Here is a 17,806-nt window from a genome sequence, read left to right as displayed (position 1 = left end):
TTTATTATAATTAGAAATTAATATTTACACCTAATGCAATTGTTCTAGCTGGAGGAGCAGAATAAAATTCTTCACCAATACCTGAATCATCTCTTCTTGCTTCTGGATCATAGCCAGAATAGTTAGTAAAAGTAAGTAAATTTACTCCAGTGCCATAAAAACGAACACTACTCATTCCTAAATCTTTTACAACACTACTAGGTAGTGTAAAACCAATGGTTAAGTTTCTAAGACGAACAAAGTCTGCTTTGTCTAAGAATCTAGTAGAATGACCAGTTCCATTGCTTCCATAAAGTCTAGCTTGTGGTACATTAGTAATGTCCCCTGGGTTTCTCCAACGGTTTAATTGATCAACTGTTTGGTTATCAAGATAATCTCCTGATACAGATTGGAATATACCTGCTGAATTGTAGATGCTTGCTCCCCATTCTCCTTGGAATGTGAAAGAAAAATCTAAACCTTTGTAATTGATAGTATTAGTTAAACCTGCCATCAAAGTAGGGAAAGGATTCCCAGCAATTACTCTTGGTGCAGCAGCATAATCATTTGTAGTATTTCTTTCTACAGTTCCATCTGTATTTACTGTTAGAGTTCCATCATAATACAAAGCATCACCATTTGCAGGGTCTACTCCAGCATATTCTTTTAAATAGAAAGAAGAAACATTATCTCCAACACGGTTAATTGTAAATGCACCAACTATATCTTTGTTACCATTAGGTAATGAAAGGACTTTTGTTTTGTTAGTTGTTACATTAAAATTTGTACTCCATTTGAAATTTTCTGTATCAATGTTTTTAGTATTCAATACAAATTCAATCCCTTTACTTTCGATTTCTCCAATGTTTTGGTTAATTGAGGTTGCACCAGAACTTAAAGAAAGAGGTACACTAAACAATAAGCCATCGGTTGTTTTTTTGTAGTAATCCGCTTCAAGATTGATTCTGTTTAAGAATCCTACTTCAGCTCCAAAGTCAATTTGAGATGATTTCTCCCAAGTCAAGTCTGGGTTTCCAGCTTGATTAAAAGTTAATCCTGATTTAAGATTGTATGAGTTAGGTCCATAGAATTGTCTAGAGGCAAAGTTTCCTAATTCTGCATTTCCAAGTTTACCCCAGCTACCTTTAAGTTTTAAGTAAGATAAAATAGAATTGTCTTTTAAGAAGTTTTCTTCTGATACTACCCATCCTGCAGATACAGCTGGAAAGATACCGAATCTGTTGTTTACTCCAAATCTTGAAGAGCCATCACGACGGATACTTGCTTTTACTAAGTATTTGTTTGCAAAAGAGTAGCTTAATCTTCCAAATTGAGAAACAAAAGTGTAATCTGTTTCATTTCCTGAACCTGCATTAACTTCAGCACCACCATCAATAGTTGTAAAAGTATCATTAGGGAAGTAGATACTTGTAACATCTTGGTATCTTCTATTGAATTTATTAAATTCCATACCTGCTACGATATTTACGTCATGCTTTTCTGCAAATGTTTTATCAAAAGTTAAGTAGTTACTTGTGATATAAGTTTCGTTATTTACTGAACTAGCAAAAACCTCACCATCAGTACCTATTCCAGGATAGTTTTTTCCATACCATGCATCTTCAGTTTGTGACATCAAATCATATGAAAAATCGCTATTAGCTTTTAAAAATGAAAGAATTTTAAATTCTCCATATACCTTACCAATAACTCTTCTAACTATAGTTTTGTAGAAAGAGTTGTCTGCTGCTTGAAAATAATTTATATATTCTGTGTTTTGGTTTGGAGAACCATCAGCTAAACGTGCAGGAGCCAAAGGTGATTGAGCAACCATTTGTAAAGGTGTAGTAAATGAATTGTCATCTTGAACTCTATTGATTTGAGATCTTGAGAAACTCAAGTTCATACCTGCTGTAAAACGATCAGTTAGTTTATGTGAAATATTCGTTCTAGCTGTAACTCTTTCTAAATCGTTATTAACTATAATTCCTGAAGTATTGTTATAAGCTCCAGAGAAAAAATATTTTGTTTTGGCATCACCACCAGAAACAGAAAAATCTGCATCTGTTGAAAATCCGTTTCTAAATGCTAAATCTTGCCAATCAGTATCTACTTCTAAATTTCTCCAGTCAGTACCCGCAGCATAAGCATCAAAATAAGATTCAGCTTCAGCTGCATCACCAGTACCGTTTATAGAAGCTTCAGTAAATAACTCTACATATTGAGCAGCGTTCAACCATTTTCTTTTATGTGTAGCCTCACTTACTCCTTGAGATAAATTGATAGAAAAAGTTCCTTTACCTTCTTTACCTTTTTTTGTTGTTATAATTACAACTCCGTTTGCTCCTCTAGCTCCATAAATTGCAGCTGATGAAGCGTCTTTTAACACGTCAATCGATTCGATTTCGTTTGTACTTAATGTCAACAATGGATTTGTTGGAGCACCATTATTTGATTCATTAGTTGTAATCAAAGGAATTCCGTCTAATACATAAAGTGGTTCCTTACCAGCACTAATACTTGCTGAACCTCTTACACGTACACTTACCCCACCTTCGACTTTACCGTTAGTTTGTGTAATTTGAACCCCAGCTAATTTACCAACCAAAGCATTCTGAACGTTTGAAACAGGAATTTGTTGAATGTCTTTTGCAGTTACTCTTGCGATTGCATCAGTAGACTTCTTTTTTGATTGAGTACCGTAACCTACTACTACAACATTCTCTAGTAAATTTGAAGCATCTTTCAGTTTAACAGCAACTCTTCCTGAGGCTTTTACTTCAACTGTTGACATACCTACAAAACTTACTACTAAAACATCATTTGAGGAAGCTTTAATTGCAAAATTTCCAGAAAAATCTGTTTGTGTGCTTGATTTTGTACCCTTAACAAGTACGTTAGCTCCTGGAATTGGTATTCCAGCTTGATCTGTAACAACTCCAGATACTGTTATTTCTTGAGCTATTGCTATTTGCACAAACAATGCAAAAAGCAAACTTAAGAAATGCTTAAAATTGATTCTCATGTTAAAATTATTTAAGATTAGTTGAGCCAAATATCATAATATAATGTTAATGAAAAAAATTAATTTTACATAAATGTCTTTATCGATATTCTTTTTGTGAATAATTGACTTTTAAACTTAAAAATATGTTTAATTTATGTAATTTATATGTGTTTTTTGATAAATTTTCATTTTCAAGTAATGAGATTTAGCTTGTTAAAAATAATATTTGACTGATTTTTGCCTTTTGTTAAGTAAAATTTATCTTTTAAAAGGTCTTTTCGAGTGAATATTTGACTTAGTGAACGGTTTTGCTATTTTTATTAACTATTTTTTTGCATCTAAAAAAAAGTGAAGATTTTTTTTGTTGTATTCATAAAGAAAGTTATAAAATACTGTTGAATTTACAACAGGAATTAAATGGATAGGCTTGAATAACTTTAAGCATTATAAAAGAACAATAGTTATGACAGACTTTTATAAAAGAAGTAGAATTCGTTATAACATTTGTCTTTAGTACCCTAGGTAATCAAATGCTTTTTCGGAGAATTTTAAATTGATATCTCTACACTCTTCCAAAATACCAGAATAATTTTGTGCTTTTTTGCAATCCAATTTGAAGGTGTCAATTGATGAAAAAACAGGTTGGTATTTAAAAGTGAAAAATTTAGAAGAATTAGGGAAAACGACTACTTTTTTATTCATTAACATACTCCAATACATAGCATGATAACTATCGGTTACTACTGTGTCTGTTTTGGCTATAAATGAAATAATATCCTCTAAACTTGTAGTATTTGAAGTAGAAGGGTAATTCTTGAATTTTCCTAAAACTTTGGGGTTATTGAGCGTTTTTTTGTGAAAGATTAATCCAATCTCATTAATTACTTCTGATTTAGTGTCTAATATAGGATGTAAACAACTCGCACAAGGAACCCACTCTTCTTTCATATCATAATCGCGTACACCTACTAAACCAAATTTTTGTGTATCAATATTGTATTTAGTTACTTTGCCAAAAGCTTTAGGATTTTTTTCGTTATGTCCTAAGCCCCACAAAACCATTTTTTTATTTTTTTGACTTAATTTTTCAAATAAATGCATTTGTTTATCAAAGCTTCCTCGATTAAGTAATCCTCCACCACCTATAACTAAGGAATTTTGGGAAATTGAATCGATATAGTTTTGTTTTATAGCTGGATTTAAACTTTTGTAATCAAAGATATCTAATGATTCTTTTAATTGATCAAAATAGTGATGAGGAGCACAATAATAATCTCCTATATTTTTTTCATCAATCCTGTGGATGTTTACAATTCCATTGTTCTCTTGTGAATTACGAGCAATAGTGTTAAGAACAATTTTAGAAGAGATTGTTTTTTGTAATGATGAAAAGATAGAAGATATCGCCATTAGGATGGATTTAGTTGTATTAGTTCGGAAATTTCAGTGCGTAAAGATACATGCTTTGTGTTTTTATAACCAAATTTTATATAAGACCGTATATGTAATGTAAAGGATTCTATTTACTTTAAAATCGAAACAATTTGTAAAACGCTCAGCAAAACTTACCTTTGCACTAAAGTTTTAAATGAAAGAGACTAATGCTTTTAGTGGTAACTTCATTCTAAAATCCTCATTTTAATTTATTTAGTCTATGAAGTATGTTGTAAGTCCATTGTTTAGTGCTTTTGATGCGAAAATTCAAGAGTGTATCTTAACTTTTCAATCATCAGGAATTCTTTTTGGAAATGGACAACGAAATAAAATCAAGTTGTTTGAATGGGATGATAAAACTATTAATATTAAATCATTTAAAATTCCGAATCTAATCAATAAAATCGCTTATCGTTATTTTAGGAAATCAAAAGCAAGACGTTCTTTTGAATATGCAACCACTTTGCTAGAAAAAGGGATTGGTACTCCGCAGCCTATTGCTTATTTAGAAAATTATAATTGGCTTGGTTTGACGAGTAGTTTTTACGTAAGTGAACATTTGGTAACCGAATTAACCTTTCGAGAATTAGTTGAAATTCCGGAATATCCTGAAAATGAAATCATCTTACGACAGTTTACACAATTCTGTTTTGATTTACATGAGAAAGGAATTGAGTTTTTAGACCATTCGCCAGGGAATACTTTGATTAAAAAAGTTGGAGACCAGAAATATGCTTTTTATTTGGTAGATTTAAATAGAATGAATTTCCATACAACTATGGATTTTGATATGAGAATGAAAAACCTAAGTAGATTGACGCCAAAAAAGGAAATGATTGCTATTATGAGTGAAGAATATGCAAAGTTTTATCCTCAATCTAAAGAAATTGTCTTTGAAAAAATGTGGTTTTTTACGCAAGATTTTCAACAAAAATTTACCAAAAAGAAACGATTAAAGAAACGACTAAAATTTTGGAAGGCTTAGTTGTTCGAACGTAGTTTTTTTAATTCTTGAAAGCGAATGTAGACACTGTAGGCATTTAAGAAACAGATTATGATACCCTTTTTACCATCAAAAATTCCTAATCGAATGATGTATTGATAGAGAAATTGATATACGGGTCGAATATAAAAATGAAAAATATTTGGAACCGTTCCTTTGTTCAATTCTTCAATGGCTTTCATTTTTCCATATTGTATCATTTTGCGTTTGTAAGGCGAAAAATCAGTATACGAATAATGCATGAGTTTGTGCTTCACCACGGCTGATTTTCCATTGACAATGAGTTTTTCGTGAACTATTTTATTAATGTCGTAAAAGCAGTTTTCTTTTCGGAAAAGGCGATAAATTTTATCGGTTTGCCATCCACTAAAATGTAATGGTTCCTTATTGAACAAGAAAGTTCGATTGAATTCATAGGCCACAATTGAGTTTTCTTTTTGAATGATAGTTTTGATTTCTTCTTCTAGAGCAGGATTAATTCTTTCATCGGCATCAATAAAAAGAATCCAAGAGAAGGAAGCCAAACTAATTGCAAAATTGCGTTGGTCCGCATAGTTGATGAAATTGTTTTGTATGATTTTTACATTTTCAAAACTTGAAGCGATGCTTACCGTAGCATCTGTGCTGTAAGAATCTATAATAATGATTTCATCAGCAAAAGCCAAGTTTTCGATGGCGCTTTTTATATTGCTTTCTTCATTGAAAGTGATTATTAAGGCACTTAATCCCTTTTCTAATTTTGCAGAATTGCTACTACTATTTTCCAAAATTAGTTACATTTTGATCTAGAAATTGATTTAACTGCTCTAAGAAAAATTCAGGTTTGAACTCTTGATACAATGCAAGCGCCTCTTTCTTAAGTTCTTTTTCGGATTTTGAAACAAATAATTCGGGTTTAAAATCTTGTAGATGGACTGAACAATGCTGAATACCGTCTTCAAAAGTAGCCCAAATTTTCTTTTCTATCCATGGAGAAAAGATGATAAAAGAAGGTTTGTTTAAGGCTTTTGCCATATTGATGGCGCCTCCATCGTTGCCTATAATCACATCGCATTCGTTCATAAGTGCTATATAAGAACGCAAATCTCCTCCCAATACCTCAAAATAAATCTTTTGTTGGGTTTCTTTTTGGCAAGCATCATAAACAGTTTTGGCAGCTTCTAGTTGTTTCGGGAAATAGTTAAAAAGAATCGCTATATCGCTTTTGCTTGCTATGCTGTCAACTACCTTTGCCATATAATGAAGCGGATAGGTTTTTAGATTCTCGCTACCCAAAAGACTAATCATGATCTTTTTTTTGTCGCTTTTTACTTGATGCTCTTCTAAAAGTGTCTTGGCTTTACTGGTTTCTTCCTCTGTAACGAATAATTTAGGTAAAGGATCAATGGATATTGATAATCCAAGAGGTTTAATTAACGAAAGGCGTCTTTCGATAGCTAGACCAAGATTGGTCTCTGGATAAGCTTCAAATGGAACATTGTCTGTGTATAAAAAAGTGCGTCCCGGTTTCTTATAAGAAATTTTTCTTTTGGCACCGCTAAGTGCTACGAGCAACCAGCTTTCTAGTTTCGAATAAGCATCAATCAATACATCGTATTTTGTGGCTCTGATGGTAAGTGCTAATTGTAGTAAAGCGCTCTTACTTTTACGATGTTTTTCTTGAAATAAAATGATATTGTCAATATTTGTATTTCCTTCCAATACTGGAGTTGTAGCTTCGTAAACCAAATAATCAATTTGCGCTTTCGGGTAGGCTTTTCTTAGATTATTACAAATGATAGAACTGATAAGTACATCACCAATCATTTTTTGTTGTATAACAAGTATTTTCATTTTATTTTGGCATCTTTTTTACAGATACAAATTGAAGCAAAAAAAACAAATTTTGCTAATTTGTTTTTCATGGCTAACTTTCAAGACAAAATTTAATTGGTTTTAATTTTTTCTGGTCAGCTTAAATTAATGACAAAAAGAATCAATTGATTTTTTTTTAATCTAGAGTATCTTTTATGCTTTTTCTTCTAATGTGTTATGAAGTTTGATTGTCTTTTTAAAAAAAGGCGAGAACCATTAAATTGTTAATTTGTTTTTGATCATTCTTTCTTTAAATGATTGTATGTATGCCTTTATGAAAGCTTCCATTTTCTGTCTTTTTTCTTTTTCAGAATTCATTAAGTTAGTCTTAAGCAGTTCATCTTTTTTAAAGTTATAAAGCGCTAATGTTTCTTTACCGTCAAAAGCTAAATAGTAATCCCCTGAAATGTAATGGTAAGTATTGTCTAAATAATAAACAACAAAATCTTTTTTTGATTTATAGGATTTACCGTATGTAATCATTTTGCTTTTGATATTTAAATAATCAATAATAGATGGCATAATATCAATCTGCTGTATGTTTTTTTCATTTTTTCCTACAATAGAAGGATTTGAAGGGTCAAAAAAGAGAATAGGAATTCTAAATTTACCAATATTGGTTTTAAATTTACTTTCAGTAGGCTCTGAGGAAGTATGATCTGCCGTGATTACAAATAATGTGTTATTGTACCAACTTTGTTTTGAAGCAGTTTCAAAAAAGTGTTTTAGAGCATAGTCTGTATAGGCAATACTTTCTTGAATTTTAGTAGTTCCTTTTGGGAATTTTCCTGTGTATTTTTTTGGAATAATATAAGGGTTATGTGATGAAATTGTGAAGATTGTACTAAAGAAAGGTTGTTTGAACTCGTTTATTTTAGTTGAAAAAAACTGCATAAATTCTTCATCAAAAATCCCCCACCTTCCATCAAAAGCATTTGGACCAACATATTCGTCTTTACCGAAATACTTATCAAAACCAGCAACTTTACAATATTGGTCAAAATTTTGACTTCCATTAAATGCACCATGAAAAAAAGCAGTTTGATAACCGTTTTCTTTTAAAATTTTAGGCAAACCATAGACTTCGTTGATTGAATAACTTGATGTAATTAGTGAATTATTCATTAAACTTGGAATACTCGAAAGGGTTGAAGGTACAGCGTCTATGGAAAGTTTACCATTAGCAAATCCGTTTTCAAAGAATAGTGACTTTGTTATTAGTTGGTCAAAGAAAGGGGTTTGTCCGTGTTGAATATTTTCTCTTCCAAAACTTTCTAAAATAATGATGACTACATTTTTTTTTATTGTTTTTTTGTTAGAAGCTATTGTTGTAACAGGATTGAAAACGCTATTTAATTTTTCTTTATCGGAATAATAATTAGAGGATTCTATGGTTTCCTTTTTTGAAATGGTTTTGAGGATGCAAAAAGGAGTATTTAGTACAATTGCAGATTGATTTAAAGCACCATAACTTATTCCATCTACAATTCGTAATGGTTTTTTCTGAAAACCACCTCGACCTAGTAAGAAAGTAAATCCCATTAAAATCAAGAAAAAAGCAGATTGTATTGTGATTTGTTTCCAGTTGCCATTTTGCTGTTTTTCATATTTTAAATTAGGGATTACTTTCCAAAATAGTATTCCTAAAATCAAAGCAATAATGGGTAAGTACCAAAATTCTGTTACAAAAGAAATGATTAAGCCACCAATTTCATTTTCCATTCCACTAGCTGTAATCATTCCAAAAGTACTTCTTCTTCCTGTAAATTTATAGTATTCAAAATCAACAAAATTGGTTAAGATGAAAACTAAATTTATCGTGTAGAAACAAACCTTTAGTGTTTTTTGAAATTTAGAGTTGAACTTAAACGCGCCTGGAATAAAATGGAAAATTGCTAGTATCAAATTGATATAAGCAATTGCTGATAAGTCAAAACGAATTCCTGCTAAAAAAGCATTTGATGAAACGTTTTCAAAAGAATTTTTATTAAAGAAATAAAATAAAAATCTGCAAATTTGATAAATGCAAAGAACAATGAAAAAGCGCTTAAAAAAAAGCGCTACACTTTTGAAGTAATCTGACATGCGAATAATTTATTCGACAAATATTAGAAAAATTTTTTTACTTAACAATTAATTTACATTGTAAATTTTTGTTTGTTAAAAAAAATCCAATTTATAGCTAATTTAGTATAAATTGGATTTCTATATTTACTTAAAATAAAAGCTTAAACCGCAACATCATATTCGCGAAGTGCATTGTTTAGTGAGGTTTTTAAGTCTGTTGAAGGTTTACGAGTTCCAATAATTAAAGCACAAGGAACTTGGAATTCACCTGCAGCGAATTTTTTAGTATAACTTCCAGGAATTACTACAGAACGTGCAGGAACAAAGCCTTTCATTTCGACAGGTTCATCACCAGTTACATCAATAATTTTTGTTGAGGCAGTCAAGCAAACGTTAGCTCCAAGCACCGCTTCTTTTCCTACGTGAACACCTTCAACAACAATACAACGAGAACCAATGAAAGCACCGTCTTCAATAATTACTGGAGCCGCTTGTAAAGGTTCTAAAACACCACCAATACCAACACCACCACTTAAATGTACGTTTTTACCAATTTGCGCACAACTTCCAACAGTAGCCCAAGTATCTACCATAGTTCCTTCGTCTACGTATGCACCAATATTCACATAACTAGGCATTAAAATCACACCACTTGAGATATAAGCTCCATAACGTGCTACAGCATTGGGAACCACACGAATTCCTTTTTCGGCATATCCTCTTTTTAATAACATTTTGTCATGATACTCAAAAATTCCAGATTCCCAAGTTTCCATTTTTTGAATAGGGAAGTACATTACCACTGCTTTTTTAACCCATTCATTTACTTGCCATCCATCACCAACAGGTTCTGCAACGCGAAGTTTACCTGCATCAAGTAATTCAATTACTTCTCTTATTGCATCGGTTGTAGTGGTTTCTTGTAATAAAGCTCTGTTTTCCCAAGCTTGCTCTATAATAGTTTGTAATTCGTTCATGTTAAAAATATTTTTTTACAAAGATAATTCGATTTTTTGTAAATCTAACTTTGTTCAATTAATAGTAACATTTTTAATCTTTTTGTGAAAAATAATTAGTAAAACGAATCTATAAGCGTAAAACAAAAGAAAATTCCATTTCCGATATCGATATCGAAAGGCAAATGATAAAAATCATATTTTAAAAAATGTGTAATATATATTTTTGCCCATTATCTTATTGTACGATAAGCAATACAAAAGTAAAACCAACCTTAAACCAGAAAAATGGAATCAAATCAGTTATTTAAACAGCCGACTATCATTGACAAAGAGGTAGTTTGGGACAAGTCGAGGGTTATTATGAGTAAAACAGACCATCGAGGAATCATCGAATATGCAAATGAGGTTTTTGTTGATGTTTGCGGATACGAAGATTACGAACTTATGGGACAACCTCATAGTATTATCAGACATCCAGACATGCCAAAAGTACTTTTTAAGGTGCTTTGGGAAAATTTAAAACAAGGTGTGAACTTTCATGCAGTTGTGAAAAATTTAGCAAAATCAGGAAGGTACTATTGGGTAGTTACTGATTTTGAATCAACCAAAAATGAAAATGGAGAAATCACCAATTATTTTGGAAGAAGAAGAGCCGTTCCTCAAGAAATCATCTCTAATCATATTGAACCTTTGTATAAAAAGTTGCTACAAATTGAGAAAGCAAGCGGAGTAGAATACAGTGAAAAGTATTTGATTGGTTTTTTAGAAGAAAAAAACCGTTCCTACGTTGAGTATATTAATGACTTATTTACGGAGTACGAGCGTTCACAACAACCTGATTCTCCAATTGCGGTAGAAGAGGAAAGAGGGTTCTTTAAACGTTTTTTTGGTATTCTTTAGTTTTTGAAATTGTATTACACACAAACCGCTCCACTACTTTGTAGCGGTTTGTGTTTTTTACTCAATAGATTTCTTTGTGTATCTTTGCTCCAATAAAAAAGTTACAAATGCCAAGAATTCTCGCCATAGATTACGGACAAAAACGAACTGGAATAGCAGTTACTGATGAGTTGCAAATTATAGCCTCAGGCTTAACAACTATCCCATCAGCTACTGCAATTGATTTCTTGAAAGAGTATTTTTCCAAAGAAAAAGTCGAAGCGGTATTGATTGGAGAACCCAAACAAATGAACGGAGAGCCTTCTCAAAGCGCCTCTATCATCAAAGGATTTGTGACGCATTTTACCAATCATTTTCCTGAAATGAAAGTCATTCGTGTCGATGAAAGATTTACTTCTAAAATGGCTTTTCAAACGATGATTGATAGTGGATTAAACAAAAAACAGCGCCAAAATAAAGCGCTTATCGATGAAATTTCAGCTACAATTATGCTGCAAGATTATTTGAATAGAAAGTAATTACCTTGCTTTAGTACAACTTATAACATACTTTATTTTTATTGTTGGTTTTGTAAATTAACTCTTTACAAATTTGGTTTTATTTTGATTTTTTAAAGACTACTTTTGCACCTTTAAAAAAATAATGATTATGCCAGATACAACAATACGTACCAATAGTGATGTGGTTTTAATTGGTGCAGGAATTATGAGTGCCACTCTAGGTTTGATACTTAAAGAGTTACAACCCGATTTACAAATTGAAATTTTTGAACGATTAGATGCAGCAGCTCTTGAGAGCACTGATGCATGGAATAATGCTGGTACAGGACACTCTGCTTTTTGTGAGCTGAATTATACTCCTGAAGACCAAGCGGGCACTATTTCAGATAAAAAAGCCATTGCTATTGCCGAATCGTATGAGGTTTCTAAACAATTCTGGGCGTATCTTATCCAACAAAATAAAATAACTACTCCAGAAGAATTCATTAGCAAAGTACCTCACTTGAGCTTTGTTTGGGGAGAAAAAAATGTCGAGTTCTTGAAAAATAGATTCGAATTACTTCAAAAAAGTCCATTATTTAAGGATATGGAGTATGCTACAGATTTTGAAGCATTAAAAAAATGGATGCCATTGGTTATGAATGGTAGAGAAGCATCTGAAAAGGTAGCAGCTACCAAAATGGATATTGGTACCGATGTAAACTTTGGTGAGTTGACAAAAAAAATGTTGCATTACCTCACTCAATTGGAAGGTGTGACTATCTACTTTGACCACGAAGTTAGAAAACTAAAACAAACAGAAGACAAACGTTGGAGAATCAAAATCACAGATTTAGCCACTGGACAAAAAAGAAAAGCCTATACTAAGTTCGTATTTATTGGTGCTGGTGGTGGTTCTTTGCCTTTGTTAGAAAAAGCAAAAATAGAAGAAGGAAAAGGATATGGTGGTTTCCCAGTAAGCGGACAATGGTTAAAGTGTACCAACCCAGAAGTTATCGCACAGCATGCTGCTAAAGTTTATGGTAAAGCTAGTGTAGGTGCGCCTCCTATGTCGGTTCCTCACTTAGATACTCGAATGATTGATGGACAAAAAGCCTTGTTGTTTGGCCCTTTTGCTGGATTTTCTACTCGATTTTTAAAGAATGGTTCTTATACTGATTTGCCTAAATCTATTCAGTTAGATAATATTTATCCAATGATTTCAGCTGGATTGAAGAATTGGCCATTAACGAAATATTTAATAGAACAAGTACGTCTTACTCAAGAAGAACGTATTGAGGCTTTAAGAGAATATTTCCCAAATGCTTCATCTGAAGATTGGCATTTAGAGAAAGCCGGACAACGTGTACAAGTAATCAAAAGAGATGAGTTAGAAGGCGGTGTTTTAGAATTTGGAACAGAAGTAATCAATACTCAAGACGGAAGCTTGGCAGTTTTACTTGGAGCGTCTCCTGGTGCATCTACTGCTGTAAGTATAATGCTAGAGTTGATTGGAAAATGTTTCGAGCAAGAAATGCAATCTGCGGAATGGCAAGAGAAAATCAGAAAAATGATTCCATCTTACGGACAAGCTTTAAATGAAAACCCAACATTGTTGGCGGAAGTTAGAGAAAACACCGCTGAAGTTTTGAAATTGTAAAATAACAATAGTGTTTAGAAAGCCTCTTTTTCAATCAGAAATTTGAGGCTTTTTTTTATTCCTTTTCTACTAATATTTTAGTGTTTTTTAAAATATTTTCAGAAAGATTAATCAACCAAACCAATTGTTCAATAATAAGTTGCGCTTCTTGCATTTGAACTTTATTAGCGGTGTCTGAAGGGTTCTTCTCAGTGATTTCTTTTAATCGGATAGCCATAAGTTCCGTAAATCCTTTTGCTTTTTCAGAAGTTGAAATCGGATTGGTTTCAGAGGAATAGGAGGGATTTAAAACCAGTAATGCATCGTCTAAGTTTTGTAAGACAGTTGCCATCACACGATTGAAGGCGTTAGAAGCAGCCGTTGTTTTGTGTGATTGAATGTATGTTCCCATAGATGCAATGGAAGAAAGTAAGGTATGATTCAAAACAGTCAATTTGTATACTTGAGCAATCTTTTTTTGTTTTGACTTTGGTTCTTGACTCATACGTTGAAACGATGCCATAAGGTTTCCAATCTCAATAAAGGCATTTTTTCTAGCGACCTTATAAACCGTTGTAACACTACCTTTTTTGTTGTAGAAAAGTGCAATTTCATTCAGGTATTTTCTATTGGCGAGGATTACTTTTTCTATATGATTAGGAGTATTTATAAATTCCCAAGAAGGCCAAACAAAATGATTGAAAGTATAGGCCAAAACAGCTCCAACTATGGTGTCAATAATTCGAAATTCAATCACATTGGCAATGTTGGGTGTAAGTATACTGTACAAGAAAACTACATACATCGTTACAAAAGTAGCGCTGATTTTATAACTAATGTTGGTAAAAGACATACCCAAAAGCACACATAAAATAGCCATCAAACTCAAAACGACATTATTGTCAATGAAATAGATACAACCAAAAGCAATAAAGCCTCCAAGGAAAGTTCCAAAAGTTCGCTGAAACGAACGCTCTTTGGTTAGTCCGTATCCAGGACGCATGATTACAATGATGGTGAGTAAAATCCAAAATACATTTTGAAAAGGTAAAAAGGTGCCAATCAAAAAGCCAAACAAAAGTGTAATCGATAATCGAAGGGAATGTCTAAAAAGAGTAGAGGAGAAACTCAAATTATTGATGAAGGTAGACAAAGGATAATATTGAGGCGTAAGGAACTTTTCTAACTCTTTTCGATGTACTTTCACATCTTCCTCTTTTATTTTTAGATTAAACGCGCGCTCAATAATCTTTATTTTTTCAACCTGACTTTCGGCATAGTGCAACATAGTAGTCAACATAATTACGCCTTCTTTTGCATCGTCACTGCCTAATGTTTTTTCGTATGCTAAAATAGTAGCTTCAAATTTTTTCAAATCTTCCACTAAAGAATGCTTGGAGCGATAGGTTGTTCTGCTCTCAATATTTTTACTCAATTGCTTCAAGGTCTTTTTTAAATTGGTAGCAATTGTAGAGTAGCTTTTGATGATTTGAGGATGGGCGTCAAATTTTTCGTGTAGTGTTTTGTGGTCAAAAGCGGTTGCCAATGCCAATTCTAATATTTCGACTAGATTGACAAATACTATCAAGAGTTTTCGATTTTGAGCCGAATCCGAAGACAATGATTGGTTGCCTATTAATACTTTTCGAATGTTCTCGTGATTGGTGTTGATTTCGACTTGTAAAGCCAGTTGTTTTTCGATTATCGTTTTTTTATCGGCATCAATTTTCCATAAATCGGCTCTAAGTTTTAAATATTTTGCAGTCAAGTCAATACAAGAAGCCAATTGCAATTCAACAAAACGATACGGATTTAGGTAATAAAAAACCAACGAAATCAAGAGATAAAACAATCCTCCAGCAAACATTAATCCAGAATATTGCAGCATTTCCCAACCCGAATGCAAATGAGCAAATGATAAGCAAATAGCTAATAGGCACGAAAATGAAACCGCTGTTGCTCTTTGTCCATACACCGAAATCATCGAAAACAGGAAAATGAGCAGGCCAAATAATGGATAAAAAATAATTCCGTAAGGATACGCCAGATTGACCAATAAATTGGCAAAAGCAACCAAAATAGCAGCTACGATAAGCCCATTAATTTTATGCTTCAAGCTACTTGGTATATCACTTGGATAGGTGAAAAAAGCACCTAAAGCAATAGTGAAACCCATTTCAAAATGTCCCAAATAAGCAAAAACCAATACTGGAGTTACTGTAGCTATAGTGACTTTCAAAGCATTGGTGAAATGCGTGCTATCGGTAAATTTTCGTATTTCTTCAAACATAGTGGTAATTTCATTTCAAAGGTAAGAATTGTATGCTTCTTAAGGTGTACAATTGTGCTTCGAATTTGGTTAATTAAGGAAAAACGAAACTTATTCTCCATTACGAATTCGGCATTGTTGAAATTTTACTATTTTTGCCAACCAATAAAAAAGGAAAGAATCCCTTTTGTGGCATAAACTTAATTACATTAATAATGATTTTACCAATTATAGGGTACGGTGATCCTGTTTTAAGAAAAGTTGGAGAAGAAGTTACTCCAGATTATCCTAACTTAAAAGAAGTAATTGCAAACATGTATGAAACCATGTACAATGCTTCTGGAGTTGGTTTGGCTGCAGAGCAAGTAGGTTTACCTTTGCGTTTGTTTGTAGTTGATACGACACCGTTCAGTGATGATGACGATTTAGAAACTGCGGCTCAAAATCAGTTAAAAGGTTTCAAAAGAACATTTATTAATGCCAAAATCATCAAAGAAGAAGGTGAAGAATGGGCTTTCAATGAAGGTTGTTTAAGTATTCCAGATGTGCGTGAAGACGTTTACAGAAAACCGATTGTGACGATAGAATACTGTGAAGAGGATTTTGTGATGAAAACCGAAGTTTTTGATGGTTTGATAGCAAGAGTTATTCAACACGAATACGATCATATTGAAGGGATTTTGTTCACAGATAAAATATCATCTTTGAAAAAAAGATTGATTCAAAAGAAGTTGAAAAATATCATGGAAGGAAAAACATTTCAGGAGTACCGAATGAAATTTTTTGCCAAAAAAGGAAGATAAATTAGGGTGTAGTTTTACTGCTTATTTTCAAAATAATGCAAGCCAAACTATTAACAACCAACAATAAAAATAGATACAATGAATTTAGAAAAAATTTTAGCGATTTCAGGTAAACCAGGTTTATTTGCATTAAAAGTACAAACAAGAACAGGTTTTGTTGCAGAATCTTTATTAGATGGAAAAAAAGTAACTGTAAGTTTAAAAAGTAACGTGAGTTTGTTGACTGAAATCTCTGTTTATACCTATGATGCTGAGAAACCTTTGGCTGAAGTAATGTCGAATATTGCTAAAAAAGAAAACAACGGTAAAGCCATTTCTCATAAAGAAGATAATGCTACTTTGAGTGCTTATTTTAGAGAAGTGCTTCCTGAATATGATGAAGAAAGAGTATATGCATCAGATATAAAAAAAATCTTGAACTGGTACAATATGTTACAAGAAAGAGGTTTGGTTACTGACGATGCACCAGCAGCTGTTGGAAATGAAGAATCAGTTACAGAAGAAGTAGCTGTTGAAGCAAAACCAAAAAAAGCGAAAGCTAAAAAAGAGTAGTAGTAATTACATCAATATAAAATCCTGTTAAGTCGTTTTCTTGACAGGATTTTTTTATTTTTACCAAAAACCAAAATCATGAATTCTAGAGCCGACCAGTTAGCAGCCTTCGATCGATTGTTAACCATAATGGATGAATTGCGAGAAAAATGCCCTTGGGACAAGAAACAAACCTTGCAATCATTACGTCACTTAACCATTGAAGAAACCTATGAGTTAGGGGATGCTATTTTAGATAATGACTTAAATGAAGTTAAAAAAGAGCTTGGTGATTTGCTACTTCATTTGGTTTTTTATGCCAAAATCGGAAGCGAAACACAAGATTTTGATATTGCCGATGTCTGTAATGAAATTTGTGAAAAACTCATTCACCGTCATCCTCATATTTATGGAGATACTGTAGTGGAGAATGAAGAAGAGGTAAAGCAAAACTGGGAAAAACTCAAGCTAAAAGAAGGAAAAAAATCTGTTTTAGAAGGCGTTCCTAGAAGTTTACCAGCCTTGGTGAAAGCTAGCCGAATTCAAGATAAAGTTAAAGGAGTAGGATTTGATTGGGAAGAACCGCATCAAGTTTGGGACAAAGTGCAAGAGGAATTGCAAGAGCTACAAGAAGAAGTAGCGGCGGGCAATCAAGACAAAATGGAATCGGAGTTTGGAGATGTTTTATTTTCGATGATTAATTATGCCCGTTTTTTAAACATCAATCCAGAAGACGCTTTGGAACGAACCAATAAAAAGTTTATCAAGCGATTTCAATACCTAGAAAGCAAAGCTGAAGAACTAGGGAAACCACTTATGGATATGACTTTGGCAGAAATGGATGTTTTTTGGAATGAAGCCAAGAAGCTTTAAAGAAAAACA

14 protein-coding genes are annotated in these 17,806 nt (G+C 32.6%); 7 read left to right on the top strand and 7 right to left on the bottom strand.

Features of this window, described 5'->3' with window-relative positions:
* Positions 1 to 10: 10 nt before the first annotated feature.
* Positions 11 to 3,004 carry a SusC/RagA family TonB-linked outer membrane protein gene (locus tag ACSVH9_RS08395; RefSeq protein ID WP_438063334.1) on the bottom strand — a complete coding sequence of 998 codons (2,994 nt, stop codon included), beginning with the start codon at positions 3,002 to 3,004 and terminating at the stop codon, positions 11 to 13.
* 492 nt (positions 3,005 to 3,496) lie between these two features.
* Positions 3,497 to 4,396, bottom strand: coding sequence for a polysaccharide pyruvyl transferase family protein (locus tag ACSVH9_RS08390; RefSeq protein WP_438063333.1), 900 nt, complete (start codon positions 4,394 to 4,396; stop codon positions 3,497 to 3,499).
* A 244-nt stretch (positions 4,397 to 4,640) separates the two neighbouring features.
* On the opposite strand from ACSVH9_RS08390, the gene ACSVH9_RS08385 reads away from it, so the two are divergent.
* Positions 4,641 to 5,405, top strand: a complete 765-nt coding sequence (locus ACSVH9_RS08385) for a lipopolysaccharide kinase InaA family protein (RefSeq protein ID WP_438063332.1) — start codon at positions 4,641 to 4,643, stop codon at positions 5,403 to 5,405.
* On the opposite strand, the gene ACSVH9_RS08380 is transcribed toward ACSVH9_RS08385, so the two are convergent.
* The 4 genes from ACSVH9_RS08380 to ACSVH9_RS08365 form a co-directional block, all read right to left on the bottom strand.
* Positions 5,402 to 6,190, bottom strand: a complete 789-nt coding sequence (locus tag ACSVH9_RS08380; protein ID WP_438063331.1) for a glycosyltransferase family 2 protein — start codon at positions 6,188 to 6,190, stop codon at positions 5,402 to 5,404. The two genes, ACSVH9_RS08385 and ACSVH9_RS08380, sit on opposite strands and share 4 nt — an antisense overlap.
* Entirely contained in the window at positions 6,180 to 7,256 is a 1,077-nt protein-coding gene (locus ACSVH9_RS08375; protein ID WP_438063330.1) for a glycosyltransferase family 9 protein, read from the bottom strand. The genes ACSVH9_RS08380 and ACSVH9_RS08375 overlap by 11 nt, the downstream gene beginning before the upstream one ends.
* 237 nt (positions 7,257 to 7,493) lie before the next feature.
* A complete protein-coding gene (locus ACSVH9_RS08370; protein ID WP_438063329.1) occupies positions 7,494 to 9,362 on the bottom strand; it encodes an LTA synthase family protein in 1,869 nt (622 codons plus the stop codon).
* A 143-nt stretch (positions 9,363 to 9,505) separates the two neighbouring features.
* Entirely contained in the window at positions 9,506 to 10,321 is an 816-nt protein-coding gene (locus ACSVH9_RS08365; RefSeq protein ID WP_159686265.1) for a 2,3,4,5-tetrahydropyridine-2,6-dicarboxylate N-succinyltransferase, read from the bottom strand.
* Positions 10,322 to 10,588: 267 nt separating this feature from the next.
* Here ACSVH9_RS08365 and ACSVH9_RS08360 point away from each other — a divergent pair, with 267 nt between their 5' ends.
* The 3 genes from ACSVH9_RS08360 (at position 10,589) to ACSVH9_RS08350 (ending at position 13,342) form a co-directional block, all read left to right on the top strand.
* Entirely contained in the window at positions 10,589 to 11,203 is a 615-nt protein-coding gene (locus tag ACSVH9_RS08360; RefSeq protein WP_438063328.1) for a PAS domain-containing protein, read from the top strand.
* A gap of 107 nt (positions 11,204 to 11,310) precedes the next feature.
* Complete coding sequence (ruvX, locus tag ACSVH9_RS08355; protein ID WP_438063327.1) at positions 11,311 to 11,721, top strand: Holliday junction resolvase RuvX; 411 nt, start codon at positions 11,311 to 11,313, stop codon at positions 11,719 to 11,721.
* Positions 11,722 to 11,851: 130 nt separating this feature from the next.
* A complete protein-coding gene (locus ACSVH9_RS08350) occupies positions 11,852 to 13,342 on the top strand; it encodes a malate:quinone oxidoreductase (protein ID WP_438063326.1) in 1,491 nt (496 codons plus the stop codon).
* 55 nt (positions 13,343 to 13,397) lie between these two features.
* Here ACSVH9_RS08350 and ACSVH9_RS08345 read toward each other — a convergent pair whose 3' ends face one another.
* The gene (locus ACSVH9_RS08345) at positions 13,398 to 15,611 is read right to left on the bottom strand and encodes an FUSC family membrane protein (RefSeq protein WP_438063325.1); all 2,214 of its coding nucleotides are present in this window, start codon (positions 15,609 to 15,611) and stop codon (positions 13,398 to 13,400) included.
* 194 nt (positions 15,612 to 15,805) lie between these two features.
* Between ACSVH9_RS08345 and def the strand changes: the two genes are divergently transcribed.
* The 3 genes from def to mazG all read left to right on the top strand — a co-directional run bounded on the left by def (position 15,806) and on the right by mazG (position 17,797).
* Positions 15,806 to 16,393: a peptide deformylase gene (def, locus tag ACSVH9_RS08340; RefSeq protein WP_438063324.1), complete on the top strand. Its 588-nt coding sequence runs from the start codon at positions 15,806 to 15,808 to the stop codon at positions 16,391 to 16,393.
* Positions 16,394 to 16,471: 78 nt separating this feature from the next.
* On the top strand, positions 16,472 to 16,945 hold the full coding sequence (locus ACSVH9_RS08335) for a DUF5606 family protein (RefSeq protein ID WP_438063323.1): 474 nt from the start codon (positions 16,472 to 16,474) through the stop codon (positions 16,943 to 16,945).
* A gap of 78 nt (positions 16,946 to 17,023) precedes the next feature.
* Positions 17,024 to 17,797 (top strand): nucleoside triphosphate pyrophosphohydrolase, encoded by a 774-nt coding sequence (gene mazG, locus ACSVH9_RS08330; RefSeq protein WP_438063322.1) that lies wholly within the window; start codon positions 17,024 to 17,026, stop codon positions 17,795 to 17,797.
* Positions 17,798 to 17,806: the final 9 nt, after the last annotated feature.

The organism is Flavobacterium sp. RSSB_23, from assembly GCF_051547145.1.
Taxonomy (GTDB): Bacteria; Bacteroidota; Bacteroidia; order Flavobacteriales; family Flavobacteriaceae; genus Flavobacterium.
This window is presented reverse-complemented; position numbering and strand designations above follow the sequence as displayed.